Genomic DNA, 24,886 nt, shown 5'->3' on the forward strand with positions numbered 1-24,886 from the left:
TGCGCACCCTAGGAAAGCGCGCCAGCCTCTTTCCGGATGTCGTGCTCGGTCGTCAAAGCCACCTCGATCGCCAGTTCGAGGCCCTGCACGATCTGGTCCACATGCATCGACGGCTGCCCCTGTTCCGGCAGGAAGGGCACGTGGACCAGGCCGCCGCGCACGCCCTGCCAGGCCGGCTGGGCCAGCAGGTGCATCAGACCGTAAAAGACGTGGTTGCAGACGAAGGTGCCGGCGGTCTGCGAAACCTCGGCGTTGATCCCGGCGTCCAGCAGCGCCTTCAGCATCGCCTTGATCGGCAGCCCGGTGAAATAGGCGGCGGGCCCGCCCTCGACGATCGCCGTGTCCACCGGCTGCGCGCCGGCGTTGTCGGCGATCCGCGCATCGTTGACGTTGATCGCCACCCGTTCCAGTGAAAGGGCGCCGCGGCCGCCGGCCTGGCCGGTGCAGACCACCAGGCGCGGCCGGTGCTGCTCCATCAGCACGCGCAGCCTCTGCAATGACTGTCCGAACACCGTGGGCACTTCGGCGCCGACGATGCGGTGGCCGGCGATTGTGCGACCATCCAGCGCCTGCACAGCCTGCCAGCTGGGGTTGACGGCGCTCCCGCCGAAGGGATCGAAACCGGTAACCAGTACGGATGGCGGACTACGCAAGGCCGGGCTCGGTGTACTTACCATCGACTCACTCTACAGCAGGGGAACGGAAATGCGCTGGGAAGGCAACCGCGAATCATCGAACGTCGAAGACTACCGCGACTCCTCCGGGGGCGGCGGCGGTGGCGGCTTCGGCATCGGTACGGGCGCGATCGGCATCGGCACGATCGTCGTCGCCCTCATCGGCGGGGCGGTGCTGGGCGTGAATCCGCTGACCCTGCTGTCCATGCTCAGTGGCGGCGGCCAGCAGGCGCAGGTGCAGCACCAGGGTCCGGCCCATCCGCCGCCGGCCAACGACCAGCAGGCCAAATTCGTCAGCACCGTGCTGGCGGACACCGAAGACGTGTGGACCGAACTGTTCCGCCAGGGCGGCGCCACCTATCACCCGCCGAAGCTCGTGCTGTACCGCGGCGCGATCCGCACCGGCTGCGGCGCTGGCCAGGCGGCGATGGGCCCCTTCTACTGCCCCGCGGACCAGAAGGTCTACATCGACCTGAGCTTCTACGACACGCTGAAGAACCGCCTGGGCGCGCCCGGCGACTTCGCGCAGGCCTACGTGATCGCGCACGAGGTGGGCCACCACGTGCAGAACGAACTGGGCATCACCGGCAAGGTGGACCGCGCGCGGCAGCGCCAGACCGAAGCCCAGGCCAACGCGATGAGCGTGCGCGTGGAACTGCAGGCCGACTGCCTGGCCGGCGTGTGGGGCCACCATGCCCAGCGCGAGCGCAACATCCTGGAGCAGGGAGACATCGAGGAGGCGATGAACGCGGCCAAGCAGATCGGCGACGACGCCCTGCAGCGCAACGCCGGCCGTGCCGTCGTGCCGGAGAGTTTCACCCACGGCACCAGCGCGCAGCGGCAGCATTGGTTCGACACCGGCTTCAAGACCGGCAGCGTGAAGGCTTGCGATACTTTCGGCGCCGCACACCCGTAAAGAAAGCGTCACGGGAGGCCTGCAAACTGTGCTGAGGCACGGTTTTTGCAGGAATGCGACAATAGCCGGCTCCGATGTCCGAATCAGCCTTTTCCAAACTCTCCCTCGCCGAACCCCTGGCCCGCGCCGTGGCCGAAATGGGGTACGAGCAGATGACGCCCATCCAGGCGCAGGCCATCCCCGTGGTGCTCACGGGGAAAGACGTCATGGGCGCGGCCCAGACCGGCACCGGCAAGACAGCGGCGTTCTCGCTGCCGCTGCTGCAGCGGATGCTGAAGCACGAAAACGCCTCCACCTCGCCGGCGCGGCACCCGGTGCGGGCACTGGTGCTGCTGCCCACCCGCGAACTGGCGGACCAGGTGGCCCAGCAGGTCAAGCTGTACGCCAAGTACACCAACCTGCGCAGCGCCGTGGTGTTCGGTGGCATGGACATGAAGCCGCAGACGGCGGAACTGAAGCGCGGCGTCGAGGTGCTGGTCGCCACGCCGGGCCGGCTGCTGGATCACATCGAGGCCAAGAACGCCGTCCTGAACCAGGTGGAATACGTGGTGCTGGACGAGGCCGACCGCATGCTGGACATCGGCTTCCTGCCGGACCTGCAACGCATCCTGTCGTATCTGCCCAAGCAGCGCACCACGCTGCTGTTCTCGGCCACCTTCTCGCCCGAGATCAAGCGGCTGGCCAACAGCTACCTGCAGGACCCGGTGACCATCGAGGTGTCGAAGCCGAACGCCACGGCCTCCACCGTCGAACAGCATTTCTTCAGCGTCACGGACGATGACAAGCGGCGCGCGATCAAGCAGATCGTGCGCCAGCGCGGGATCACCCAGGCCTTCGTGTTCGTCAACAGCAAGCTCGGTTGCGCGCGCCTTGCCCGCACGCTGGAGCGCGAGGGCCTGAAGACCACCGCGCTGCACGGCGACAAGAGCCAGGACGAGCGCCTGAAGTCGCTGGACGCCTTCAAGAAGGGCGAAGTCGACCTGCTGGTGGCGACCGACGTCGCCGCCCGCGGCCTGGACATCAAGGACGTGCCGGCGGTGTTCAACTTCGACGTGCCGTTCAACCCTGAGGACTACGTGCACCGCATCGGCCGCACCGGCCGCGCCGGCGCTTCGGGCCTGGCGGTGACGCTGGTGGCGCCTGGCGACCAGCGCCTGATGGCCGATCTCGAGAAGCTGTTGAAGCGCAAGGTCGAGATCGAGCCGATGGAGTTCGACGACGAGCGCCCGCGCGGCCGCATCAACGACGGCCGCCGTGCCTGGCGCGAGCGCGACGAGGAAGAGGACCGCCGCGGTTCCTACGAGGAGCGCCGCCGCGAGTCGCGGCCCGCGTCCGCGCCCAAGGATCCCTTCTTCGACCAGCCCTACGAAGCCCCGGAACGCGAGGCCGCGGCCTCCTGGGACGCCAACACCAAGCCGGCCGGTGGGCGCGTGTCGTCGAACATCAAGCCGAAGCGCAAGCTGGCGGCGCTGTTCAAGGCGAACACGCCGGCTTGACTCTGGGTCATCCCCGCGCAGACGGGGACCCAGGGCATCAGTCTCCCGGCGCCTGCGCCTGCTCGCACTTCTCCTGGATCAGCTCGTGGCGGCCATCCGCTGCGAGCTTCAGCGTGCTCAGGCACCCGCCCCACACGCAGCCCGTATCCAGCGCGATGATGTTGTCGCGCCGCAGGTAGCCCAGCGTCGACCAGTGCCCGAAGGCGATGGTGACGTTGGCCGTCTGGCGATCCGGCACGTCGAACCACGGCAGCAGCCCCGGCGGCGCCTTGTGCAGGCCGCCCGAGGCGCGCAGGTCCATCGCCCCTTCCGGCGTGCAGAAGCGCAGCCGCGTCAGCGCGTTCACGATCACCCGCAGCCGCTCGAAGCCCGTGAGCTGGTCGTCCCAGCGGTCCGGCTGGTTGCCGTACATGTGGGAAAGGAAGTCGCCCAGCGCCGGCCCGCGCAGCACGCGCTCCACCTCGCCGGCCAGCGCCAGCGACTGCTTCAAATCCCAGGACGGCAGCACGCCGCCGTGCACCATCAGGATGCCGTGGGCGTGGATCGCCATGGCGCGATGGCGCAGCCAATCCAGCATGGCGTCGCGGTCAGCCGCCTGCAGGATCTCGTCCATCGTGTCGTTGCGGTGCGGCGCGCGGTCGCCGTGCGCGATCGCCAGCAGGCTCAGGTCGTGGTTGCCCAGCAGGCATTGCGCCGCGTCGCCGTAGCCCATCAGCCGGCGCAGTACGGCGGCCGAAGCCGGCCCGCGGTTCACGAGGTCGCCCAGCAGGTAGAGCGTGTCGCGGCTGGCCGAGAAGCCGATCTTCGCCAGCAGCCGCGCAAGCGGTGCGTCGCAACCCTGGAGGTCGCCAATCAGGTAGTTCGCCATCGGTATGCGCCGCCCCGTCCAGCGGCAGGGCTGCGGTAAAGTCCCAACGTTCCATTCTGTCGCCATTCATGGATTTCCTGCTCATTGCGTTCCTGACGGTTGTCAACGGCCTGTTCGCCATGTCCGAGATGGCGCTCGCCTCCAGCCGGCGGGCGCGGCTGGGCGCCATGGCCGAATCCGGTGACAAGGGCGCCGAGGCCGCGCTGCAGCTGCTGGACCGCCCGACCCAGTTCCTTTCGACCGTGCAGGTGGGCATCACGTCCATCGGCATCCTCAACGGCATCATCGGCGAGGCGGCCTTCAGCGCCGAACTCGCCACCTGGCTGCAGGCGCACGGCGTGCCGGCGCGCACGGCCGGCTGGCTGGCCACGGCCATCGTGGTGGCGGCGATCACCTACGTCACCATCCTGCTGGGCGAGCTGGTGCCCAAGCGCATCGGCCAGCTCTATCCGGAGACCGTGGCGCGCTGGGCCGCGCGCCCCATGCGCTTCCTGGCCAAGGCCGCCGGTCCTTTCGTGAAGCTGCTGTCGGCGTCGACCCAGGCCATCCTGAAGATCCTGGCCATCGACACCGACACCAAGCGCGGCATGACCGAGGAGGAGATCGCCCACAGCCTGGAAGAGGGCGTGGACGCCGGCGTCATCGAGCAGCACGAGCACCAGATGGTGCGCAACGTGTTCCACCTCGACGACCGGCCGCTCACCTCGATGATGGTGCCGCGCCTGGACGTGAAGTGGCTCGATGCGTCGCTGTCCGTGCGCGACTGCCTCAAGCGCGCGGGCCAGGACGAGCCGCACAGCTGGTATCCCGTGTGCCGCAATTCGCTGGATGACGTCGTCGGCGTGATCAGCGTCGCACGGCTGCTCGCGCAGGGCCTGGACCACGACGGCCCGGTCGAGCCGCACGTGCAGCCGGCGCGCTTCGTGCCGGAGACCTTGAGCGGCATGGAACTGCTGGAGCACTTCCGCACCGAGGCCGCGCGCATCGTGTTCGTGGTGGACGAATACGGCGTGGTGCAGGGCCTGCTCACCCCGCACGACCTGCTGGAGGCGATCACCGGCGAACTGCAGCCCGAGGTGGCCACCGAAGGCTGGGCGACGCAGCGCGAGGACGGCTCCTGGCTGCTCGATGGCCTCATGCCCATCTCCGAACTGAAGGCGCGGCTGGACATCCGCGAGCTGCCGGAAGAGGACAAGGGCCGCTACAACACGCTGGCCGGCCTGCTGATGGCGGTGTCGGGCAGCCTGCCAACGACCGGCGAGCGCATCGAGGCAGGCGACTGGGTGTTCGAGGTGGTGGACCTCGACGGCCGCCGCATCGACAAGGTCATGGCCCAGGCCATGCCGCAGAGCGAGCCGGCCGGCGCCGGCGCTTGACGAGAGGGGAACGAGAGATGGCCGAGAGCATGTACTACGAGAAGCCGGTGCTGCTGGATCGCGTGCGGCATCGCCAGCGGCGCGTGCGCCCCAGCACCAGCTTCGGCTTCGCCCGCAAGGCCAATTCGCTGTACCTGGCCGGCGTCGAGTTCGGCGAGGCCTGCAAGGAATACGCCGTGGTCTTCACGCGCGGCGGCAACGGCAGGATCGTGCCGGTGGTGATGCTGGGGCTGCGCAGCCGCGAGAACCTGTTCGTCGACGCGCAGGACCGCTGGACCGGCCGCTACGTGCCGGCCTTCGTGCGCCGCTATCCCTTCGTGCTGGCGGAGCTGCCGGGACAGTCGCTGGGCGTCTGCATCGACGAAGCCTACCCCGGCCTCAACGAGACGGAAGGCGAGGCGCTGTTCGATGCCGAGGGCCGCGACACGCCTTACCTGCGCAACGCGCTGGACTTCCTGACGCAGTACCAGCGCGAGTACGTGCGCACCGAAGCCTTCTGCCAGCGGCTGGAGCAGGCGGGCCTGCTGACCGAAATGAATGCGCGCGCCGACCTGGTGGACGGCCGCAGCTTCACCGTGGGCAGCCTGCTGGTGGTCGACGAGAAGAAGCTGCTGGCGCTGCCGGACGCGGTGGCGCTGTCCCTGTTCCGCAGCGGCGAGATGCACCTGGTCTCGATGCACCTGTTGTCGCTGTCGAACATGCAGCGGCTGGTCGACAAGGTCGCCCAGGCGCAGCAACAGCAGTGACCGGCGTCAGGCCCCCGACTGCGCGAAGCGGCGGGGGTCGATGACCTCCAGCGCGCCTTCCGACACCCACTGGCGCAGCATCTCTTCCAGCTTGTGCGGCTCCATGCGCACGCGCGACAGGATCCACTGCCGGTTCACCGGCCGGCTGCTCATGACGGACAGCACCCGGTAGATGTCCAGCGTGCGGCCCGCCTCGGGCAGGCGCGGCCAGGCTTTCAGCCGGTAGATCAGGTCCCCACCGAGATGGAACTCCTCGGGCGGCCGCAAGGGAGCCCATCCCCTGACGCCGACGGCGCCCAACAACCGGCGCAAGGGTTCCAGAAACAGTGACATGGAGGAAAGTGTCCTCCTGCCTCAAGCTCGGCCATTAGGGCGAATCGCGGCGCGCAACTCAGCCTTTTGCTTAAACAACAGGACCTCACCCGGCCAGGGCTCGAACCGTCGCGAAGCCCAGGCCGGTCAACAGTAGAGAGCCTGCCAGGTGGACCGCCGCGATTGTGAGCGCCCACCCCGGTTGACCTTGCTGCAGTTGCATCACGACCTCGGCCGAAAAGGTGGAGAACGTCGTCAGGCCGCCCAGGAAGCCGGTGATCACGAACAGGCGCACCTGCGGCGGCAGCTCCGGCCGCATCGCCAGCCAGGCGGCCGCGATGCCGATGACGTAGCCCCCCAGCAGGTTGGCCGCCAGCGTCCCGAGCGGGAGGTTGGGCCAGAGGGCATTGAGCCGGGTGGACAGGACCCAGCGCAGCAGCGCGCCCAGGGCGGCGCCCACGCTGATGGAAACGATGGAGCTCAGCATGGCCGCTCTTATACACGCTGGACTCCCACCGCCCAGAGGACCGGTCTGCAAGAATGTCCTGGCGCAGCCGCCATGCACGAGAACAAGAAGCCAGCACCTTCCCCCGCCCCGGACCGTCCGTTCGCCGCGCTGCTGGCGTTGGCCTACCTGGCCGTGGGACTGCTGTGGATCGCCTTCTCCGACGAAACCGGCATCCTGCTGTTCTCCAGCGCCGAGGCGCTGACGCGCTTCCAGACCTGGAAGGGCGCGGGCTTCGTCACGGCCACCGCGGTGCTGGTGTTCGTGCTGGCCTCGCGCCGCACGCGCCGCGAAGCCGCGGAACTGCCGTTGCGCGCCGGCGCCAGCCTGCGCGTGCTGCTCACCGGCCTGGTGCTGGTGACGGCGGCGCCGCTGGTGGTGCTGCTTGGCTACAACCTGGTGCGCCAGACGCACGGCCGGGTGGAGGAAGCCAATGCGCTGGTCCAGGGCGTCGCCAGCAGCACGGCGACGGACGCCCTGGCCACCCTCGACCAGCAAAGGCGCCTGGGCCGCCAGCTGGCGCAGCGTCCACTGGTGCAGGCGCTGGACGCGGGCCGCTGCGACCCGCTGCTGGACCAGCTGGTCTCGCTGCATGGCGACCTGGCCAACCTCGTCGTGCTCGACGCGCGCGGCGATGCGGTCTGCGCCGCCCGGCCCGACCGCCATGTGCGGGTAGCCGTCGAGGCCCTGCGCGGACTGCCACAAGGCCTGCTGAGCCCGGCCTTCGTGGTGCCGGAAGGCTTCGCGCTGGCGCTCACGTTGCCGCTGCCTGACGGAGCCGGCAGCCTGCAGCTGGTGCTGGCCGAGGACATGCTGGAGCGACTGGTGCAGGCCGATGCGCAGCAGGGCGTGAGTTCCGCGCTGGTCACGGTCGGAGGCTACGTGCTGGCGCGCGACCCGCTCGTTCCGGGGCTGGTCGGCCGGCAGATGCCGAACCTCGCGCGCTTCGTCGAGGTGCTGCAGCGCGGCGGCAACTCGCTCACGGCGCGTGGCATCGACGGCGTCGAGCGCTTCTATGGAATGCGGGCGGTCGGCAATTCGGGGCTGGTCGCCATCGCGGGCGTCGACGTGGGCCGCACCTTCGGGCCGGTGCGCGTGGGCGTGCTGCGGGCGCTGGGCCTGACGCTGGCGGTGCTGCTGGCGGCCAGCCTGCTGATCACGGCGCTGGTGCGTCGCATCGCCGGCCCGATGCACGCGCTGGCGCGAGCCGCCGAAGCCGTGGCGGCCGGCGAAGCCGAGCGCCGCGCGCCGGAAGGCGGCCCGCGCGAACTGGCCCGCGTCGCGCGCCAGTTCAACCACATGCTGGACCGGCTGCCGGCGCTGGAACACGAGCTGCGCGAGAGCGAATCGCGCCACCGCACGTTGCTGGAAAAGCTCGCGCGCAACATCCCCGGCATGATCTTCCAGATGCGCGTGCATCCGCCGGGGCCCATCACGCTGCCCTTCGCGAGCGATGCCATCGAACCGATGTTCGAGGTGACGCCGGAGCAGGCGCGCATCGACGCGGCACCGGTGTTCGCGCGCATCCACCCCGAGGACGCGGCAGGGGTGAATCGGGCGCTGGAAGAGGCCGCCGCGCGCCTGGGCCCGATCGCCATCGAATACCGCGTGGTGTTGTCGACCGGCGTGCGCCACTACCTCACGTATTCGCAACCCGATCGCGCCGACGGCGGCGAGCTGTGGCACGGTTGCACGGTGGACGTGACGCCGCTGAAGCAGGCGCAGCTGGCGCTGAGCGAGGCCAACGAGCAACTGGAGGAGCGCGTGTCCGACCGCACGCGCGAGCTCGCCGCGGCCAACGAATCGCTGGAGGCCTTCTCCTATTCGGTGGCGCACGACCTGCGCGCGCCGCTGCGGGCCATCGAAGGCTTTGCCGACGCCTTGCCCGGCCTGCTGCAGCGCGACCCGGAGCGCGTGCGCCGGCTGGTGGACCGCATCGCCGCCAATACCGCGCAGATGGGCCGCATGATCGATGGCCTGCTGGCCGTCGCGCATGCCGGCAAGGGCGAGCTGGCGGAGCGCACGGTGAGGCAGGAGGCGCTGGTGCGCGAGATCCTCGCGCAGCTGCAGCCGCCGCCCTGCATGCAGGTGGAGATCGGGCCCTTGCCTTCCGTGCATGCGGACCCGGCGAGCCTGCGCCAGGTCTGGTGGAACCTGCTGTCCAACGCCGTGAAGTTCACCGGCCGGCAGGCGCAGGGGCGCATCGTGGTGGGCTGCGAGCCCCGCGGCAGCGAGCTCGCCTTCTACGTGCGCGACAACGGCTCCGGCTTCGATCCAGCTTTTGCGGGCCGCCTGTTCACCGCCTTCCAGCGCCTGCATGCCGCCGACGAATTCGAGGGCAACGGCATCGGGCTGGCGCTCGCGCGCCGCGTGGTGGAGCGGCATGGCGGCCGCATGTGGGCCGAGGGCAGTGCGGGGGCGGGCGCGACGTTCTGGTTCAGCCTGCCGGCGAGCCGCGCGGTTTGAGTCCGCAGGGTGCGCAGCCTTGCTGCGCACCGCGCGGGACCGCGGCCCGGACGACCGTCAGTCCGGCCAGCCCTGCACGGCCTCGCGCGTCCCCTCCCAGAGGCTGCGCAAACGTGCTGCACGTTCCGCGCCATCGGCCGGAACCCCTTCCTTCGCCTGCGCCTCCAGCTCGCCCGACGCGACATGCAGCGCCGTCGCGCCCACGTTGCCCGCCGCGCCCTTCAGCGCATGGGCCGCCGTCGCCAGCGCGCCTGCGTCGTGCGCCGCCAGCGCGGCGTCGATGGCGTCCAGCCGCACCGGCGTGTCCTGCAGGAACAGCGCGATGACTTCCTTCGTCATCGTCAGTTCCTCGTCGTCGAACTCGCGGAACTCCTCCAGCCGTGCGAAGTCGACCAGCGCCGCTTCGGGCACCGCGGCGGCTGCGGGTGCCGGCGGGGCAGCAAGGGCGCGCCCGGCAATCCACTTCTCGAGCGCTTGCGCCAGCGCCGCCACCTGCAGCGGCTTGGTGAGGTAGTCGTCCATGCCGGCCGCCTCGCAGCGCTCGCGGTCCTCGGCCGAAGCTGCCGCGGTCACGGCAATGATCGGCGGTGCCGCCTTGCCGCGCGCGGCCTGGATCTGCCGCGTGGCCTGCAGGCCGTCGACGTCCGGCATGTTGACGTCCATCAGGATGGCGTCGATGCGCTGGCCATGCGCTGCCGCGTGCGCCACGGCTTCCACGGCCTCGCGGCCATCGGTGGCGGTGCGCATTTCGTAGCCCAGCTTCATCAGCATCGCGCAGGCCACCTTCAGGTTGACCGCGTTGTCGTCGGCCACCAGCACCGTGGCGTCCTTGCGCACCGAGCCGCCGGCGACGGCGGCGCCACTGGCAGCCGACTCCTCCGCGGTGACGCAGCGCAGGATGGTCTCGAACAGCTGGTTCTGGCGCGCCGGCTTCAGGAGCCGCGCCTGGAACAGCGCCGCGGTCTCGTCGCCCGCCGGCATGAAGCCGGAGCTGAGGAGCACGAGCGGAATGCGCGCGAAGCGCGTGTCGGCCTTGAGTTCGCTCGCCAGCGCCACGCCATCCATCTCCGGCATGTGCATGTCGGTGACGATCACGTCCGGCAGCGCGGTCATCGCCCGCAGCAGGTCCAGCGCGTCGGCGCCCGACTCGGCCGAGCGCACTTCCATGCCCCACAGCTGCAGCTGGCGCGTGAGCACGCGCACGTTGGTCTGGTGGTCGTCCACCACCAGCACGCGGATCGCCTTCAGCCGGCCGGCGTCGATCGGCTGCAGCGCCTCGGTCAGTTCGGTCACCGTCGCCGGCAGCGTGAACCAGAAGGTGGACCCGCGGCCCGCTTCGCTCTCCACGCCGATCTCGCCGCCCATCAGCTCCACCAGGCGCTTGCAGATCGCCAGGCCCAGGCCGGTGCCGCCGTACTTGCGCGTGGTGGACGCATCGCCCTGCGTGAAGGCGGAGAACAGCGCCTGCTGCCGCTCGGGCGGGATGCCGATGCCGGTGTCGCTGACGCGGAACTCCAGCAGCGCGCGCCCCGAGCCATCGGGTGCCGCGCGCGAACGCAGGTGCACCGCCACCTCGCCGCGCGCGGTGAACTTCACGGCGTTGTTCACCAGGTTGATCAGCACCTGGCGGATGCGCGTGATGTCGCCCTTGATCGCGCCCGGCACGGCGCCGGGGCCATGTTCGGGGATGTCGATGATCAGCTCCAGGCCCTTGTCGCGCGCCCGCGGCGCGGCGATGTCGCAGGCCTCTTCGACGGCGCCGCGCACGCTGAGCGGCTCGGATTCCAGGTCCAGCTTGCCCGATTCGATCTTGGAGAAGTCGAGCACGTCGTTGATCACCGCCAGCAGCTGGTCGCTGGAGACGCGGATCGTCTGCAGGTAGTCGCGCTGCTCCGGGTTCAGCGGCGTCTCGGCCAGCAGCGTGCTCATGCCCACCACGCCGTTCAGCGGCGTGCGGATCTCGTGGCTCATGGTGGCGAGGAAGGCGGCCTTGGCCTGCGCGGCGGCCAGCGCCTCCTCGCGCGAGGCTTCCAGTTCCGCGGTGCGCTTGGCCACCCGCGCTTCCAGCGTCTCGTTGGCCTGCTGCAGCGCGACGGCGTCGGCTTCCACCTGGCGGCGGTAGGACTGCAGCTGCTCGCCGCTGTCATGCAGCACCTCGCCCAGGCGATGCAGTTCGCGGATGCGCGTGCCGCCCTCGACCGGCGGCACCTCGCCGCGCCCCAGCTGTTCGGCCGCGGCCGACAGCCGGCCCAGGCGCTTGCCGAAGCCGCGTGCGAGCAGGAAGGCGATCAGCGTGCCCAGGATGACCAGGCCTGCGCCCCAGATCACGGCGTTGCGCATGGCGCGCTGGATGTCGCCGGTGAAGTCGCTCTCGGGCGCCGCCACCACCAGCGTCCAGTGCAGGCCGTAGGCTTCGCCGAAGGGCCGAGCCATCATCAGCACCGCGCCGCCTGGGGCGGCGATGCGCTGCAGCCGCGTGTCGGCCTGCACGCTGTCGGCGTCGCGCTGCGCGCGCAGGCCTTCCAGCGCCGCGAAGCCGGCGCGGATGACGGGGTTGGCGCTGTCGCGCGGGCTGCGCAGCGCGCCGCCGGGCGCGACCAGCGCATCGCCGGCGGAGCTGGCCGCCAGCGCGCCGCGTTCGTCGACGACGAAGGCGCCGCCATGGGAGCTGATGTGCTGCGTGCGCAGCATGGTGCCGAGCTGCGCCAGGTAAAGGTCGGCGGCGAACACGCCGGCCGCGCCACCGTCGGTGTCGAACACCGGCTGCGCCAGGCTCACCATGAGCTGGCGGCCGTCCGGGGCCGTGCGGACCGGCGTGAAGACGCGCCCGCGCGCTTCCATCGCGGCGCGGTACCAGGGGCTGGTGCGCGGCTCGAAGCCGGCGCTGGCCACCGCGAGCGGGTGGCTGCGGTCGCCGGGCTCGCGCGCCAGCCAGGAACTGAAGCCGGCACCGGCCGCCCCGCGCTGGCCGACCTGGATGCCATCCGGCGTGGCCGTCAGGCCGAAATATTCGCCGCGCAGGTTGGCGAAGTGCACGGCGCGCACCCCGGTCGACTGGCGCGCCAGCACGAAAGCCATCGGCTCGAAGCGGGCCGGCTCGCGCAGCCACTGGCGGGCGCGCTCGAGGTCCGCCGCGCCGGGGCGTTCGGGGAACAGGCCGTTCATCGCATCGTTCGCCTGCGCGAACTGGTGCTCGGTGCCGGCCTGCACGACGGCGGCCACCTGGGTCAGCAGGCGGCCGGCCAGTTCCTCGACCGAATCGTTGGCGGCGTGCCCCAGCAGCCAGGCCACCGCCAGTGCCGGCACGGTGGCCAGCAGCACCATCGGTGCGGTCAGGACCCGCCCCAGCGGCACCATGCGGCTCATTCCTCTTCGCCCGCCGGCGGCGCCAGGCCGACGAGTTCGGCCGCGTCGACCGGCTGGCCGCGGCCAGGCAGCTCCAGCAGGGCGCGGCGCTCGGTGCGCACCGCGCCCGTCACCATGCGCAGGGTCGTGACGCTCACGACCGCGGGCCAGCCCAGCCCCTGCGCCTGGCGCTGCAGCGCCATCGTCGTGCTCACCACGTCGCCCACCGGCAGCTTCTGTTCGCCGCCATGCAGGCCGTCCTGCAGCAAGGTCAGCGTGACCGGGCCGCTGTTCAGCGCCACGTTCACGGAGAAGGGCGGCAGCGAACGCCCGGGATAGTTGCTCTCCAGCAACTTGGCGATGCCGCGTCCCGCTTCCACCAGGCCCAGCGCAGTGCGGGCCGCGCGCAGTCCGTGGTTGACGGTCCGCGTGTTGTTGTCGTCGCAGAAGACGGCCAGCAGGCCTTCGCCGATGAACTGCATGTGCCGCGCGCCGAACAGGTGGGCGGCGTCGTTGGCGCTGCCGTAGAACTTCTTGACCAGCTCGGCCAGTTCGTTCGGTTCCAGCTTCTGCGCGACTTCGGCGTAGCGCGGGATGTCGACGAACAGCACCGTGGCCGAGTCGAAGCGCTCGTCGCCGGTGCCGCCGGCGCCCGTGGGCCAGCGCTCGCTGAGTTCGTGCGCCAGCCGCGTTTCGTACAGCCGCGCCAGCTCGTGGCGCTGCTCCACCAGCGCATGCTGCACGGCCGATTCGATGGCCAGCGCCTGCAGGTTGGCCTGCACCTGCCGCTTGTTCAGCTGGGCACTGACTGCGTCGCGCAGCTCGCCGGGGCGGAAGGGCTTGGTGATGTAGTCATCGGCGCCCGAAGTCATGCCGATGCGCATGTGCGCGCGCTCCTGCAGGGAGGTGAGCAGGATGACGGGCGTGGCGGCCAGCTCCGGCGTCTGGCGCAGCTGGGCCAGCATGTCGAACCCGTTCATTTCGGGCATCTGCACGTCGCTGATCACCAGGTCGGGCCTGCGGCCGGCGCACAGCAGCAGGCCGGCGCGGCCGTTTTCGGCCTGGGCAACCTCGTGGCCGTCCTTCCTCAGCACCGAGCTGACGAGCGTGCGTGTGGCCGCGTCGTCCTCCATCAGAACGATCCATGCCATGGGGGGAAATTCCTTGGTGTAGCTTGGCGCGCCCGACTGCGGCGCGCCTCGACGGCATCTTACCGCCCGCCTGTGGTCGCTCAGCTACGCGAGTCGGGCGGCACGCGGTAGCCGACCCCGCGCACGGTCTGGATCAGGCTGTCGCCGAGCTTGCGGCGCAAGTGGTGCACATGCACTTCGACGGCGTTGCCGTCGCCGACGCGGTTGCCGCTGCGGGCCTGGATGTCGGCGCGCGACAGCGGCCGGGGCCGATCTTCCATCAGCGCCAGCAGGACCGCGAATTCCTGTTCGGTCAGGTCGACCTGCGCGCCGGCCTGTTGCACGCGCCGGCTTTGCGGGTCGAGCACGAGGTCGCGGTGGCGGATCTGCCCGGCCGCGATGGTGGTGCGCCGGCGCAGCAAGGCGCGCATCACGGCGCCCACCTCATCCAGGTGCACGGGCTTGATGACGTAGCCGTCGGCGCCCAGGTCCAGCGCCATCAGGCGCGAGCGCAGCTGGGAACGGGACGAGATGACCAGCACCGGCAGCTTGGGGTCCGGCAGCTCGCCAGGCGCGCCGCGGCGGATCTTTTGCAGCAGGTCCGTGCCCTCGCCATCGGGCAGGCTCAGGTCCAGCAGCAGGATGTCGAACGCGGCGGTGCGCAGCGCCTGCCAGGCGCTGGCCAGGTCTTCGGCCTGCTGGTGGTGCCAGTGCTCGCGGCGCACGAGGCCCGCAAGCATGGCTGAGGTTGTCGGGTCGTCCTCGACGATCAGAACTCGCATGCTTTATCGGTGGGCAACAATCACGGGCTGGGATGCCCGTGCCGTCGAGGATATTGCATGCAGGGCCGGGTCATGGCCCGGCTGTCAGCTGAATGATGCCGTTGGTTTTCAAGCGGCCAGTTCGGGCTTGAGTTCCTGGATGGGGATGATGCCCTGGTCGCCGTCTTCATAGACGAGGAAGGCCACGTTGCCCATCTGGCGCCAGCAGGCCTGGAAGTTCTTGCCCTGGAACACGGCCGTGGCGGAGTGGAAGTCGGTCTGCTGCTCGCCTTCGAGGCGGCTCAGCACGAGCTCGCTCTGGCAAGCGCCGTCCGAAAGGCGGACGGAATCCTCGCCCTGGCGCGCGACCAGGTCCTGGGCGAAGGTGGGGGCTGCGGCGAGCGCGGCGGCGGCAGCGATAACGGCGACTAGGACTTTCATCAGGTTCTCCCGGTTGTTGGAGCGCTTCGTCAGCTTTCTTTCTGGAGGTCTGTTCCCGCGCTACGGGAGGAAATGCTCCGGCTTGCACCAGTCCAGGCGTGTAGGAGGCGCGGTGCCGGTGGCGTGCGCGAAAACCTGTTAATCCACGTGAAGATGCCCGCGCAAGGCGGGCACTTGGCTGACAGACGTGACAGTGCGCGGCGCGGCCTCAGCGTGAAATTTTCAACTGAGTCCGCGCACCGGGATGCAGGCGCCGTGGACCGCGGAGGCTGGGTCGGAGGCGAGGAAGGAGATCACCTTGGCCAGCTGCGCGGGCGCGACCCAGCGCGCCGCGTCGGCCTTCGGCATCGCGGCGCGGTTGTCGGGCGTGTCGATGATGGTGGGCAGCACGCAATTGACGTTGACGCCCTGCTCGCGCAGTTCCGCCGCCATGGCTTCGGTGATGCGCATGACTTCGGACTTCGAGGCCACGTAGGCGCCCATGTTCGCGCTGCCTTGCAAGGCGGCGTAGGAGCCGACGTTGACCACTTTGCCGCGCCGGCGCGCCACCATGCCGGGCACCACGGCCTGCACCGCGTTCAGCAGGGTGCGCACGTTGATGTCGTGCATCTGCTGCCAGGTGCCCGGCGCCGTTGCATGCACGGGGTCGCCCATCGCAAAGCCGCCGGCGACGTTGCAGAGCACGTCGATGCCGCCGGCGCGCGCTTCCAGGTTGTGCACGGCCTGCTGCAGGCTGGCCGGATCCAGCAGGTCGGCGGCGACGAACAGGTGCAGCGAATCCTCGGCGCCGTACAGCGCCTGCAACTGCTCGCGCGAACGCGCCAGCAGCGCGAGGCGCTCGCCAGCCCGCGCGAATTCCGCCGCGACGGCGCGGCCCAGGTGGCCGGCGGCGCCGGTGATGAGGACGAGACGATTGGACATCCCTCGATTGTGGATTCAGGACGCGAAAGCCGCAAAGGCTGCGCCAAAGTCGCAAAACAAATCCTGGAAGTCCTTTTGCGACCTTTGCGTGACCTTCGCGACCTTTGCGTCCGGAAGTTCTATGCCAGCGCGGTGACGCCTTCCATGCCATGCCGCGCCAGCGCATTCCGCACGAAGGCGCTGGACCGTTGCTGCGCGAGGAAGCTTTCCAGCAGGTCCACCGCCGCGGCGCTGCGGCCGCGCGGCATCGCCATGGCCTGGTGGATGGCCATGAAGGCGCCGGGCAGCAAGCGTACGCCGGGCACGCGCGCCAGGTCGGCGAGCAACTGCTGGCGCACGCCGGCGGCGGCGTCCAGCGCCGGGTCGGCGAGCAGCGCGTCGGCCGCGCAGGCATTGTCGAAGGGCACCTCCACCAGCTGCGCATGCCGCAGCTCGCGCGCCAGGTAAAGCGCATACGCGCTGCCGGCGCCCGCGACGATGCGGCGCCCGGGCTGGTCGACCTCGTCGTTGTGCTGCAGTGGCGACGCATCGCGCACGAGGTAGCAGCCTTCGATCTGCACATAAGGCGCGGTGAAGTGGATGCTTTCGGCGCGCTTCGGGTCGACGGCGAGGAAGCCGATGTCGGCCTTGCCCGAGGCGATGGCCGCGGCGGACGCGCCCGGCGTTTCGAAGGGCAGCAGCTGCACCGGCACGCCCAGCAGCTCGCCGAAGCGGCGCGCCAGGTCGATGGTGACGCCGGCCGGCCGCTCGCGCGCCGTGTGGCTCTGGGCCAGCACCGGGTTGCCGAGGTTGATGGCGGCGCGCAGTTCGCCGGTGGGCGCGAATTCGTGGACGAGGGCAGGGTCGGGGCGCATCACTTCAGGGGATATTGCTGGACGAGCGAATCGAGGAAGGCCGCATCTTCCCTGATTCCGGCGGCGAACTCGCGGCTGGGACCGAACACGGGCTCGGCGCCGATGTTGCGCATCACCTCCTGCGCCGCCGGGTCGTTGGCGAGCCCGACGACGACTTTCTCGATCTTCGCGATCACTTCCGGCGGCGTCTTCGCCGGCACGAACAGGCCGTACCAGGAGCCGCGCGCCGGCATCTGCAGGCCGGCTTCGTGGAAGGTGGGTACCTCGGGGATCTGCGGCACGCGCTTCTCTGCGTTCACCGCCAGGATGCGCAGCGTGCCTTGCTGGTGGAAGGCCAGTGGCGCGGCGATGCTGGTCATGCCGATGGTGATGTGGTTGCCCAGCAGGTCGTTCACCACCGGGCCCGTGCCCTTGTAGTTGACGTTGACGGTCTCGCGGATGCCGCTGAGCGCGAACACGCGCTTGCCATACAGGTAGGACAGCTGCTGGCCGGAGCCCCAGCTGCAAGGCCGCTCGGACTGGTTGCACCAGGCGACCAGCTCCTGCACGGTCTTGATGCCGCTCCTGGCGTTGACGGCCACTACCGAAGGCGTGCGACCCAGCTCGGACACCGGCGCGAGCGAGGCGACGGGATCGAAGCCGGGATCGTGCGTGTTGTGCTTCAGGAGCAGCAGCGAGGGAATCTGCAGCAGCATGGTGTAGCCGTCGGCCGGGCCGGTGGCGACGCGCTGCGTCGCGATCAGGCCGTCGGCGCCGCCCTGGTTCTCCACGATCACCGGCTGGCCCCAGGCCTTGGCCATGCGCTCGGACAGCAGGCGCGCGGTGGCGTCCAGCCCGCCACCGGGCGAAGCGGACACCACCAGCGTGACGCGCTTGTTGGGGAAGTCGGTCTGGGCCGCGGCGGGGACCGCGGACGCAACGAGCAGGGCCAGCGCGATGAGGGCTTTCATGCTTGTCTCCTTGATCTTGTTTTCGATTTACAGGTAGGCCCAGGGGCGCAGCGCGCGGTCGCGGACGCGGAACGCGTCCATCGCGGCTTGCTGCGTCAGCGTGAGCGCCACCTCGTCCAGGCCTTCCTGCAACATGCGGCGCAGCAGCTTGGGCAGCAGGAAGGCGTGCATCTCGCCGGTGGCCTCCACGCGTACCGCGCAATGGTCCACGCTCACCGTGAGCTCGCCGCCTTGGCGCGCCAGCGCTTCCACCGTTTCCTGCGGCAGCCGTACCGGCACGATGCCGCTGCGGAAGCAGTTGTTGTAGAAGATGTCGCCGAAGCTCGGCGCGATGACGGAGCGGAAGCCGCGCTGGCGCAAGGCCCGCGGTGCGCCTTCGCGCGAGGAGCCGCAACCGAAGTTGGGGCCACCCAGCAGGATGCGCGCTTCCTTGAACGCCGGCTGGTTCAGCACGAAGCCCGGGTCCGGCGTGCCGTCGGCGCGCGTGGCCCATTCGGCGAACAGGCCTTCGTGCAGGCCCTCCTCGGAAGTGCGCGTGAGGAAGCGCGTGGGGATGATCTGGTCGGTGTCGACGTTGGCGCGCAGCAGCGGCGCGGCAATGCCCGTGACCTGGCGCAGCGCTTCCATCAGCGCACTCCTTCTTCGCGCGCGTCGGCGATGTGCCCAGCCACCGCCGACGCAGCGACGGTGAGCGGGCTGGCCAGGTGGGTGCGCGTGCGCTTGCCCTGGCGGTTCTCGAAATTGCGGTTGCTGGTGCTGATCACGCGCACGTTCTCCAGCCGGCCGCGGCCGCTGCCGCACATGCCGCAACCGGGCTCGTGCCATTCGAAGCCGGCGGCGCGGAACACCGCGTCCAGGCCTTCGGCTTCGGCGGCGCGCTTCACTTCGGCGGAGCCGGGGATGCAGATGGCGGTGACGTGCGGGGCGACCGTCTTGCCGCGCAGCCAGTCGGCGGCCAGGCGCAGGTCCGACAGGCGCGCGTTGGTGCAGGTGCCGATATAGGCGACGTCGATCTTCACGTCCGCCAGCGGCAGGCCGGCTTGCAGCTGCTGGTAGGCCAGCGCCCGTTCGGCGAGCGCCTGCGCCTGCGGCTCGCCTGCGGGCGCGGGCACGCGGTCGCGCACCGAGGCCACGTGCTGCGGGCTGGTGCCCCAGGTGACCTGCGGCGCAAGCTGGCCGACGTCGATGCGCATTTCGGCGTCGAAGATCGCGCCTTCGTCGGTGGCCAGGCTGCGCCAGTGGGTGACGGCGGCGTCCCAGGCTTCGCCCTTCGGCGCGTACGAACGGCCCTTCAGGTACTCGAACACCCTCTCGTCGGGCGCCACGAAGCCGTACTTGGCCGAGCATTCGACCGCCATGTTGCACAGCGTGAGCCGCGCTTCCACCGACAGGGCCCGCACGGCTTCGCCGGCGAATTCGATCGCATAGCCGGCGCCGCCACCGGCGCCGATGGTGCCGATCAGCTTGAGGATCATGTCCTTGGCGGACACGCAGGGACCCAGCTGGCCGTCGAAGGTGACGCGCATGCGCTTGGGCTTGCTCTCCACCAGCGCCTGCGTGGCGAGCACGTGCGTGCCTTCGGAGGTGCCGATGCCCCAGCCGACCGCGCCGATGCCGCCCAGGGTGCAGGTGTGGCTGTCCCCGCAGACGACGGTGAGGCCGGGCAGGGCGATGCCCAGCTCCGGCGCGATGACGTGGGTGATGCCCATGCGCTGGTCGTCGACGTCGACCAGCGTCACGCCGAGTTCGCGGGCGCGGCGGCGGGCCTCGCCGATCATTTCCACGGCCACCGGCGTCCAGCCGTCGCGCGGCGCGGCCTGCGGCTTGGTGACCAGCAGGTGGTCGATGATGCTGAACACCTGGGGCGGGCAGGCGACGGCGCGGCCGCTGGCCTGCAGCTCGCGCATCACCACGCTGCCGGTGACGTCGTGCAGCAGCAGCCGGTCGACCTGCAGGAGGCAGGCTCCGTCGCCGAGGTCGGCGATGACGTGGGCGTCCCAGACCTTGTCGAAAAACGTGCGGGGTTGCATCTGGCGATCATCGCGCGCGGGGCGCCGCCGCGTAAGATGCTCCAACACTCAAGGTGTTCACCGGAAGTCAACACGTGCGCGAAGCCCATCTGCGGGATTTCATTGCCGTCGCCGACCTGGGCAGCGTGCGCGGCGCGGCGCGCCGCCTGAACCTGAGCCAGGGCGCGATCAGCAAGAACCTGGTGGCGCTGGAACGCGAACTGGGCGTGGCGTTGCTGGTGCGTTCGGCCCACGGCGTGGAGCCGACGGAGTACGGGCGCATCCTGCTGCGGCGCGCGCGGCTGGCGGACGCCGAGCTGCGCAAGGCGCAGGAGGAGATCGCCGCCGCCGCGGGCCACGGGCACGGCAGCGTGCGGGTGGGGCTGTCGTCGACGGCGGAGGCGCTGCTGGCGAGCGACGCGATCCGCCGCTACCGCGAGGAGAACCCGGACGGCATCGTGCACCTGCATGGCGGCACGGCGGACATCCTGGTGGCGCAGCTGCGCGAAGGCAAGCTCGATTTCGCGGTGACCCCCGTGGCGCCGGCCGTGCGCGGGCCGGACCTGCACGCCGAGCGTCTCTTCAGCTCCGACTTCGTGGTGGTCGCGCGCGACGGCCATCCGCTGGCGCGCGCCACCGATCTGGTGCAGCTGGCGGATTGCGAATGGATCCACGGTGGCCGCCCGGGCCAGGAGGACCCGATGATCGTCGGCGCCTTCCGCAAGGCCGGCCTGCCGGCGCCGCGCTTCGCGGTGCAGCGCGATGCCTTCTCGGCGCTGCTGTTCCTGCTGCTGCACTCGGACTACCTGGCGCTGGCCACCGAACCGACCATCGCGCCCTTCTGCGGCAAAGGCATGCTCACGCGGATCCGCGTCACGCCCTCGCCGGGCGTGTCGGTGCAGTCGCTGCTGCAACCCCGCACCCGCCCGCTGACGCCCCGCGCGGCGGCGCTGGCGGACGTGATCCGCAAGGCGGCGAAGGCGTTGCGGCGGTGAAAAATGCAGGACTTCCGGACGCAAAGGACGCAAAAGTACGCAAAGGATCGCCAAAGAATCCAATTCAATCGGATGTCCTTTTGCGGCTTTTGCGAAACCTTTGCGTCCTTTGCGACCGGAAGTTTTCCCTCTCCCCCGCGCGTTAGGATTCGCTTCCAATGAGAATCCTCCTGGTCGAAGACGACAAAGTGCTGGCCGACGCGCTGTCGCGCGCGCTGGTGCAGTCCGCCCATGCGGTGGACCACGTCGGTACCGGCGAGGAGGCGGACCAGGCGCTGGCGCTGGCGATCTATGACCTGGCCATCCTCGACATCGGCCTGCCGGGCCTGTCAGGGCTCGAAGTGTTGAAGCGCCTGCGCGCCCGCAAGTCCACCTTGCCGGTGCTGATGCTGACGGCGATGGACACGATGGAGGACCAGGTGCGCGGCCTCGACCTCGGCGCCGACGATTACCTGGCCAAGCCCTTCGACCTGCCGGTGCTGGAAGCGCGCGTGCGCGCGCTGCTGCGCCGCGGCAGCAACGCCACGCCTTACCTCGATCACGGCCTGCTGCGCTTCGACACCGTGGGCCGGCGCGTGTACTACGACAAGAAGCCGCTGGAGCTGTCGCCGCGCGAGCTGGCAGTGCTGGAGATCCTGTTGATGCGCGAGGGCCGCGTCGTCAGCAAGGAGCAGATGGTCAACCACCTGTATGGCTGGGGCGACGAGGTCGGTGACAACGCCATCGAGGTCTACGTCTACCGCCTGCGCAAGAAGCTCGAGCCGCTGGGGTGCGAGATCCGCACGGTGCGGGGGATGGGCTACCTGATGGAACGCGGGGATGAAGCGGGCTGAGGGCGGCCCCCGCCTGCAGCGCAAGCTGCTCGCCTGGCTGCTCGGGCCGCTGTTCCTGCTGCTGGTGCTGGACACCGCCGCGGCGTACTGGAACTCGCTGCGCTTTTCCAACCTCGCCTACGACCGCGCGCTGCACGAGATCGCGCGCGAGCTCGCGCTGCACGTGAAGCCTGGCGCCCCGCGGCCGCAACTGGAGTTGTCGCCCGGCGAGGAGGCCCTGCTTCTTCTCGACCAGCAGGACCGCCTGTCTTTCCGCGTCACGGCCGAAGACGGCACGGTCCTCGGGGGCGACGCCAGCCTGCCGGCGCCGCAGCAGGCCATTCCGCGCAATGGCCAACCGGTGTTCTATGAGGGCGTCATGCACGATGAAGCGGTGCGCATCGTCGCGGCCTGGCTGCCGGCCGGCAACACCGTCGTCCAGGTGCAGGTCGCCGAGACCCTGCACAAGCGCCAGCGCCTCACGCTGGAGATGCTGGCCAACGTGGTGCTGCCGCAGCTGCTGCTGATCGTCGCTGCCACCGCCGTCGTCTGGTTCGGCGTCTCGCGCGGCCTGCAGCCGCTGCAGCGCCTGCGCCGCGCCGTGTCCGACCGCTCGCACCTGGACCTGAGCCCGGTCCCGCTGGAGGACGTGCCGGGCGAGGTGCGGCCGCTGGTGGAGGAGGTCAACGACCTGCTGGCGCGGCTGGCGCGCACCTTCGATTTCCAGAACCGCTTCGTCGCCGACGCGGCGCACCAGCTGAAGACGCCGGTCAGCGGCCTGAAGGCGCAGATCGAACTGGCGCTGCGCGAGACCGACCCCGAGCGCGTGCGCCATTCGCTGGCGCAGCTTTTCATCAGCGCCGATCGGCTGTCACGGCTGGTGCGGCAGTTGCTGTCGCTGGCCCGCAACGAGCCGGGCGCGCTCGACACCGTGCAACTGCAGCCGCTGGACCTGCACGCCTTCGCGCTCGAAGTGAGCATGGACTGGGTGCCGCATGCGATCCGGCGCAACATCGACCTTGGCTTCGAAGGCCCGGACGAGCCGCTGATGATCGATGCCGACCGCGACCGCCTGCGCGAATTGATCAACAACCTGATCGACAACGCCATCCGCTACAGCCAGGAAGGCGGCCGCGTCACGGTGCGGGCCGGCCGCGCGGCGGACGCGGTCAAGGCCGAACTGGCGATCAGTGACGACGGTCCCAAGATCCCTTTGGCGGAGCGCGACCGCGTGTTCGAACGCTTCCACCGCCTGCTGGGCACGCCCACCGACGGCAGCGGGCTGGGCCTGGCCATCGTCAGCGAGATCGCCACCTTGCACGGCGCCAGCATCACGCTGGAAGAGGACACGGACGGCATCGGCAACACCTTCACCGTGTTTTTCCGCATGCGTACGTAGTTTCCCCAGGGCCTGTAAGCGGGCTGAAAGCTGGCGTCCAGCGTGCTGACAGGCCAGGTCCTTAGCCTCGGAGGGATCGGGACATGCAAGGTCCCGCAACACCGCGAGGAGATCCCATGTCCGTCATCACGAGCCCTGCTTTCTGGCTCGCCCTGTCCCAGATCATCCTGATCAACATCGTGCTGTCCGGCGACAACGCGGTGGTGATCGCGCTGGCCTGCCGCTCGCTGCCCGAACGGCAACAGAAGAAGGCCATCATCTTCGGCAGCGTCGGCGCCGTCGTGCTGCGGGTCATCCTGACCTTCTTCGCGGTCTACCTGCTGACCCTGCCTTACCTGAAGCTGGTAGGCGCGGCGCTGCTGCTGTGGATCGGCGTCGGCCTGCTGTCCGGCGGCGACGACGACGAGGACGTGGAGGGCAACTCCGGCCTGGCCGCCGCGATCAAGACGATCATCATCGCCGACCTCGTGATGAGCCTGGACAACGTCATCGGCGTGGCCGCGGCCGCCAAGGGCGACCTGCTGCTGCTGATCCTGGGGCTCGTCATCAGCATCCCGCTGATCATCTTCGGCAGCACGATCATCCTGAAGCTGATGACGCGCTTCCCGATCATCATCACGCTGGGCGCCGCCCTGCTGGGTTGGGTGGCCGGTGAAATGGCGATCGGCGACCCGGCCATCAAGGCCTACGTCGAAGACATCCACTGGCTGCACACCGCCGCGCCCGCCCTCGGCGCCGTGCTGGTGGTCGCGGTCGGCAAGTGGCTGGCAGCGCGCAACGGCGGCGCGGAAGAGGCGGCGGGCGCCGACCAGCCCGCGGCCTGAGGCAGGCCATGACGCAGTTGCTGGTGCCGGTCGACCCGCACGACGCCGGACGCACGCGCGCCGCCGTGGACCGCGCGGTCCGGATCCAGCGCGAGGAGCCGGCGGTGCACATCCGCCTGTTGCGGGTGCAGCCCAAGCTGTCCGGCCACGTGTCCATGTACTTCGGCCAGCGCGAACTGCAGCAGCTGCAGCAGTCCGCCGGCGCCGAAGACCTCGAATACGCCGAAGGCCTGCTGCGCGCGGCGGGCGCCGACTACACGGCCACCGTGCTGGTGGGCCGCGGCGCCGAGACCATCGCCGAGGCGGCCCGCCGTTTCGGCTGCGACCGCGTCATCTTCGGGGAAGCGCCGGCCGGCCTGGCCGGTCGCATGTTCGGCTCGCTGGCGCAGCAGGTGCGGCACCTGCTGGGGGCGAGCCACGTGCAGGTGCTCGGTTGACCTAGTCTTCCGGGCCGTGCAGCGGCACATTCGCCCCGCGCGGCTGCACGCCCAGGGCCTCGATCAGCTTGCCCAGGTCGCGGTCCAGCCGCGCCAGGGTGGCGGCGTCCAGCTTGGCCAGCGCATCCGGCAGCACGCCCGCGAAAGGCACCGGCGCCCTGCGCAGCACCCGGGTCCCCTGCGTCGTGATGGTCAGCTGCACGGCGCGGCGGTCCGTCCCCGATCGCTCCCCCAGCAGCAACCCGCTTTCCAGCATCGGCTTGATGAGGTTGCTGGCGGTGGACTGGTGCACGTCCATCGCCTTGGCCAGCGCGCCGACACCGATGCCAGGCTGGGCGGCGACGACGCTCAGCGCCCACACCTGCGCGCCCGCCACGCCGGCTTTCTTCTCCACCGCGCGGAAGTGCGTCTTGACCGTGTTGAACACCAGGCGGAAGCGCCGCAGCACGCGGGCTGTCGGCTCGTCCATGGCTTCGGAGGCAGGACGCGGGGACTTCTTGCGGGCGGACGTTGCTGCTGGCATGTGCGCATCATAGGCCGGCCAAAAAAAGCCCCCGATAGCGGGGGCGTGCAAGGATGTCCTGCAAAGTCCTGAAAGAACGGGCCGCGCCGTTTGCGGCCCGAATCCATTCTATGCATTTGGGCAAAT

General features: G+C 70.0%; 24 protein-coding genes. 10 read left to right on the top strand and 14 right to left on the bottom strand.

What is annotated here, in order from left to right:
- Nucleotides 1-8: 8 nt before the first annotated feature.
- Nucleotides 9-677, bottom strand: a complete 669-nt coding sequence (pcp, locus tag HHL11_RS09250) for a pyroglutamyl-peptidase I (RefSeq protein ID WP_169418107.1) — start codon at nt 675-677, stop codon at nt 9-11.
- Between the two features lie 28 nt (nt 678-705).
- Here pcp and ypfJ point away from each other — a divergent pair, with 28 nt between their 5' ends.
- Nucleotides 706-1,590, top strand: a complete 885-nt coding sequence (gene ypfJ / locus HHL11_RS09255; RefSeq protein ID WP_169418108.1) for a KPN_02809 family neutral zinc metallopeptidase — start codon at nt 706-708, stop codon at nt 1,588-1,590.
- Nucleotides 1,591-1,664: 74 nt separating this feature from the next.
- Nucleotides 1,665-3,086 carry a DEAD/DEAH box helicase gene (locus HHL11_RS09260; protein WP_169418109.1) on the top strand — a complete coding sequence of 474 codons (1,422 nt, stop codon included), beginning with the start codon at nt 1,665-1,667 and terminating at the stop codon, nt 3,084-3,086.
- A gap of 37 nt (nt 3,087-3,123) precedes the next feature.
- On the opposite strand, the gene HHL11_RS09265 is transcribed toward HHL11_RS09260, so the two are convergent.
- A complete protein-coding gene (locus tag HHL11_RS09265; protein WP_169418110.1) occupies nt 3,124-3,954 on the bottom strand; it encodes a symmetrical bis(5'-nucleosyl)-tetraphosphatase in 831 nt (276 codons plus the stop codon).
- A 68-nt stretch (nt 3,955-4,022) separates the two neighbouring features.
- Here HHL11_RS09265 and HHL11_RS09270 point away from each other — a divergent pair, with 68 nt between their 5' ends.
- Both HHL11_RS09270 and HHL11_RS09275 read left to right on the top strand, forming a co-directional pair.
- On the top strand, nt 4,023-5,330 hold the full coding sequence (locus tag HHL11_RS09270; protein ID WP_169418111.1) for a hemolysin family protein: 1,308 nt from the start codon (nt 4,023-4,025) through the stop codon (nt 5,328-5,330).
- Between the two features lie 17 nt (nt 5,331-5,347).
- Entirely contained in the window at nt 5,348-6,076 is a 729-nt protein-coding gene (locus HHL11_RS09275; protein WP_169418112.1) for a SapC family protein, read from the top strand.
- Nucleotides 6,077-6,082: 6 nt separating this feature from the next.
- On the opposite strand, the gene HHL11_RS09280 is transcribed toward HHL11_RS09275, so the two are convergent.
- Together HHL11_RS09280 and crcB are read right to left on the bottom strand one after the other, a co-directional pair.
- Nucleotides 6,083-6,409 carry a hypothetical protein gene (locus HHL11_RS09280; RefSeq protein ID WP_169418113.1) on the bottom strand — a complete coding sequence of 109 codons (327 nt, stop codon included), beginning with the start codon at nt 6,407-6,409 and terminating at the stop codon, nt 6,083-6,085.
- Between the two features lie 85 nt (nt 6,410-6,494).
- Complete coding sequence (gene crcB / locus HHL11_RS09285) at nt 6,495-6,875, bottom strand: fluoride efflux transporter CrcB (RefSeq protein WP_169418114.1); 381 nt, start codon at nt 6,873-6,875, stop codon at nt 6,495-6,497.
- A 72-nt stretch (nt 6,876-6,947) separates the two neighbouring features.
- Here crcB and HHL11_RS09290 point away from each other — a divergent pair, with 72 nt between their 5' ends.
- Nucleotides 6,948-9,359, top strand: coding sequence for an ATP-binding protein (locus HHL11_RS09290; protein WP_169418115.1), 2,412 nt, complete (start codon nt 6,948-6,950; stop codon nt 9,357-9,359).
- 57 nt (nt 9,360-9,416) lie between these two features.
- Here the strand turns inward: HHL11_RS09290 and HHL11_RS09295 are convergent, their stop codons facing one another.
- The 9 genes from HHL11_RS09295 to HHL11_RS09335 all read right to left on the bottom strand — a co-directional run bounded on the left by HHL11_RS09295 (nt 9,417) and on the right by HHL11_RS09335 (nt 19,791).
- Nucleotides 9,417-12,725 (bottom strand): response regulator, encoded by a 3,309-nt coding sequence (locus tag HHL11_RS09295; RefSeq protein ID WP_169418116.1) that lies wholly within the window; start codon nt 12,723-12,725, stop codon nt 9,417-9,419.
- Nucleotides 12,722-13,855: an adenylate/guanylate cyclase domain-containing response regulator gene (locus tag HHL11_RS09300; protein ID WP_169418117.1), complete on the bottom strand. Its 1,134-nt coding sequence runs from the start codon at nt 13,853-13,855 to the stop codon at nt 12,722-12,724. Before HHL11_RS09300 ends, HHL11_RS09295 begins: the two co-directional genes overlap by 4 nt.
- Before the next feature lie 80 nt (nt 13,856-13,935).
- A complete protein-coding gene (locus tag HHL11_RS09305; protein WP_169418118.1) occupies nt 13,936-14,616 on the bottom strand; it encodes a response regulator transcription factor in 681 nt (226 codons plus the stop codon).
- Between the two features lie 108 nt (nt 14,617-14,724).
- The gene (locus HHL11_RS09310) at nt 14,725-15,036 is read right to left on the bottom strand and encodes a hypothetical protein (RefSeq protein WP_169418119.1); all 312 of its coding nucleotides are present in this window, start codon (nt 15,034-15,036) and stop codon (nt 14,725-14,727) included.
- Nucleotides 15,037-15,258: 222 nt separating this feature from the next.
- Nucleotides 15,259-15,957: an SDR family NAD(P)-dependent oxidoreductase gene (locus tag HHL11_RS09315; protein WP_169418120.1), complete on the bottom strand. Its 699-nt coding sequence runs from the start codon at nt 15,955-15,957 to the stop codon at nt 15,259-15,261.
- Between the two features lie 119 nt (nt 15,958-16,076).
- Nucleotides 16,077-16,811 carry a transporter substrate-binding domain-containing protein gene (locus tag HHL11_RS09320; protein WP_169418121.1) on the bottom strand — a complete coding sequence of 245 codons (735 nt, stop codon included), beginning with the start codon at nt 16,809-16,811 and terminating at the stop codon, nt 16,077-16,079.
- Nucleotides 16,811-17,761, bottom strand: a complete 951-nt coding sequence (locus HHL11_RS09325; RefSeq protein ID WP_169418122.1) for a tripartite tricarboxylate transporter substrate binding protein — start codon at nt 17,759-17,761, stop codon at nt 16,811-16,813. Before HHL11_RS09325 ends, HHL11_RS09320 begins: the two co-directional genes overlap by 1 nt.
- 27 nt (nt 17,762-17,788) lie before the next feature.
- A complete protein-coding gene (leuD, locus tag HHL11_RS09330; RefSeq protein WP_169418123.1) occupies nt 17,789-18,388 on the bottom strand; it encodes a 3-isopropylmalate dehydratase small subunit in 600 nt (199 codons plus the stop codon).
- A complete protein-coding gene (locus HHL11_RS09335; protein ID WP_169418124.1) occupies nt 18,388-19,791 on the bottom strand; it encodes a 3-isopropylmalate dehydratase large subunit in 1,404 nt (467 codons plus the stop codon). The genes leuD and HHL11_RS09335 overlap by 1 nt, the downstream gene beginning before the upstream one ends.
- 74 nt (nt 19,792-19,865) lie before the next feature.
- Between HHL11_RS09335 and HHL11_RS09340 the strand changes: the two genes are divergently transcribed.
- The 5 genes from HHL11_RS09340 to HHL11_RS09360 all read left to right on the top strand — a co-directional run bounded on the left by HHL11_RS09340 (nt 19,866) and on the right by HHL11_RS09360 (nt 24,237).
- Nucleotides 19,866-20,765: a LysR substrate-binding domain-containing protein gene (locus HHL11_RS09340; RefSeq protein ID WP_169418125.1), complete on the top strand. Its 900-nt coding sequence runs from the start codon at nt 19,866-19,868 to the stop codon at nt 20,763-20,765.
- Between the two features lie 158 nt (nt 20,766-20,923).
- Entirely contained in the window at nt 20,924-21,598 is a 675-nt protein-coding gene (locus HHL11_RS09345) for a response regulator transcription factor (RefSeq protein WP_169418126.1), read from the top strand.
- Nucleotides 21,585-22,976, top strand: a complete 1,392-nt coding sequence (locus tag HHL11_RS09350) for a sensor histidine kinase (protein ID WP_169418127.1) — start codon at nt 21,585-21,587, stop codon at nt 22,974-22,976. Before HHL11_RS09345 ends, HHL11_RS09350 begins: the two co-directional genes overlap by 14 nt.
- 116 nt (nt 22,977-23,092) lie before the next feature.
- Nucleotides 23,093-23,800 (top strand): TerC family protein, encoded by a 708-nt coding sequence (locus tag HHL11_RS09355; protein ID WP_169418128.1) that lies wholly within the window; start codon nt 23,093-23,095, stop codon nt 23,798-23,800.
- Between the two features lie 8 nt (nt 23,801-23,808).
- Nucleotides 23,809-24,237, top strand: a complete 429-nt coding sequence (locus HHL11_RS09360) for a universal stress protein (RefSeq protein WP_169418129.1) — start codon at nt 23,809-23,811, stop codon at nt 24,235-24,237.
- A gap of 1 nt (nt 24,238) precedes the next feature.
- Here HHL11_RS09360 and HHL11_RS09365 read toward each other — a convergent pair whose 3' ends face one another.
- Nucleotides 24,239-24,760, bottom strand: a complete 522-nt coding sequence (locus tag HHL11_RS09365) for a MarR family winged helix-turn-helix transcriptional regulator (protein WP_240980036.1) — start codon at nt 24,758-24,760, stop codon at nt 24,239-24,241.
- Nucleotides 24,761-24,886: the final 126 nt, after the last annotated feature.

It is taken from the genome of Ramlibacter agri, from assembly GCF_012927085.1.
In the GTDB taxonomy this organism is placed as follows: domain Bacteria; phylum Pseudomonadota; class Gammaproteobacteria; order Burkholderiales; family Burkholderiaceae_C; genus Ramlibacter; species Ramlibacter agri.

Bases quoted from the DNA above. Each gene is read 5' to 3' on its own strand.
- HHL11_RS09265 (WP_169418110.1), bottom strand. From the start codon at position 3,954: ATGGCGAACTACCTGATTGGCGACCTCCAGGGTTGCGACGCACCGCTT.
- HHL11_RS09360 (WP_169418129.1), top strand. From the start codon at position 23,809: ATGACGCAGTTGCTGGTGCCGGTCGACCCGCACGACGCCGGACGCACG.
- HHL11_RS09320 (WP_169418121.1), bottom strand. From the start codon at position 16,811: ATGCGCCCCGACCCTGCCCTCGTCCACGAATTCGCGCCCACCGGCGAA.
- HHL11_RS09280 (WP_169418113.1), bottom strand. From the start codon at position 6,409: ATGTCACTGTTTCTGGAACCCTTGCGCCGGTTGTTGGGCGCCGTCGGC.
- HHL11_RS09310 (WP_169418119.1), bottom strand. From the start codon at position 15,036: ATGAAAGTCCTAGTCGCCGTTATCGCTGCCGCCGCCGCGCTCGCCGCA.
- HHL11_RS09350 (WP_169418127.1), top strand. From the start codon at position 21,585: ATGAAGCGGGCTGAGGGCGGCCCCCGCCTGCAGCGCAAGCTGCTCGCC.
- HHL11_RS09290 (WP_169418115.1), top strand. From the start codon at position 6,948: ATGCACGAGAACAAGAAGCCAGCACCTTCCCCCGCCCCGGACCGTCCG.
- HHL11_RS09325 (WP_169418122.1), bottom strand. From the start codon at position 17,761: ATGAAAGCCCTCATCGCGCTGGCCCTGCTCGTTGCGTCCGCGGTCCCC.
- HHL11_RS09305 (WP_169418118.1), bottom strand. From the start codon at position 14,616: ATGCGAGTTCTGATCGTCGAGGACGACCCGACAACCTCAGCCATGCTT.
- HHL11_RS09260 (WP_169418109.1), top strand. From the start codon at position 1,665: ATGTCCGAATCAGCCTTTTCCAAACTCTCCCTCGCCGAACCCCTGGCC.
- leuD (WP_169418123.1), bottom strand. From the start codon at position 18,388: ATGGAAGCGCTGCGCCAGGTCACGGGCATTGCCGCGCCGCTGCTGCGC.
- pcp (WP_169418107.1), bottom strand. From the start codon at position 677: ATGGTAAGTACACCGAGCCCGGCCTTGCGTAGTCCGCCATCCGTACTG.
- ypfJ (WP_169418108.1), top strand. From the start codon at position 706: ATGCGCTGGGAAGGCAACCGCGAATCATCGAACGTCGAAGACTACCGC.
- HHL11_RS09365 (WP_240980036.1), bottom strand. From the start codon at position 24,760: ATGCCAGCAGCAACGTCCGCCCGCAAGAAGTCCCCGCGTCCTGCCTCC.
- crcB (WP_169418114.1), bottom strand. From the start codon at position 6,875: ATGCTGAGCTCCATCGTTTCCATCAGCGTGGGCGCCGCCCTGGGCGCG.
- HHL11_RS09355 (WP_169418128.1), top strand. From the start codon at position 23,093: ATGTCCGTCATCACGAGCCCTGCTTTCTGGCTCGCCCTGTCCCAGATC.
- HHL11_RS09300 (WP_169418117.1), bottom strand. From the start codon at position 13,855: ATGGCATGGATCGTTCTGATGGAGGACGACGCGGCCACACGCACGCTC.
- HHL11_RS09335 (WP_169418124.1), bottom strand. From the start codon at position 19,791: ATGCAACCCCGCACGTTTTTCGACAAGGTCTGGGACGCCCACGTCATC.
- HHL11_RS09315 (WP_169418120.1), bottom strand. From the start codon at position 15,957: ATGTCCAATCGTCTCGTCCTCATCACCGGCGCCGCCGGCCACCTGGGC.
- HHL11_RS09275 (WP_169418112.1), top strand. From the start codon at position 5,348: ATGGCCGAGAGCATGTACTACGAGAAGCCGGTGCTGCTGGATCGCGTG.
- HHL11_RS09270 (WP_169418111.1), top strand. From the start codon at position 4,023: ATGGATTTCCTGCTCATTGCGTTCCTGACGGTTGTCAACGGCCTGTTC.
- HHL11_RS09345 (WP_169418126.1), top strand. From the start codon at position 20,924: ATGAGAATCCTCCTGGTCGAAGACGACAAAGTGCTGGCCGACGCGCTG.
- HHL11_RS09295 (WP_169418116.1), bottom strand. From the start codon at position 12,725: ATGAGCCGCATGGTGCCGCTGGGGCGGGTCCTGACCGCACCGATGGTG.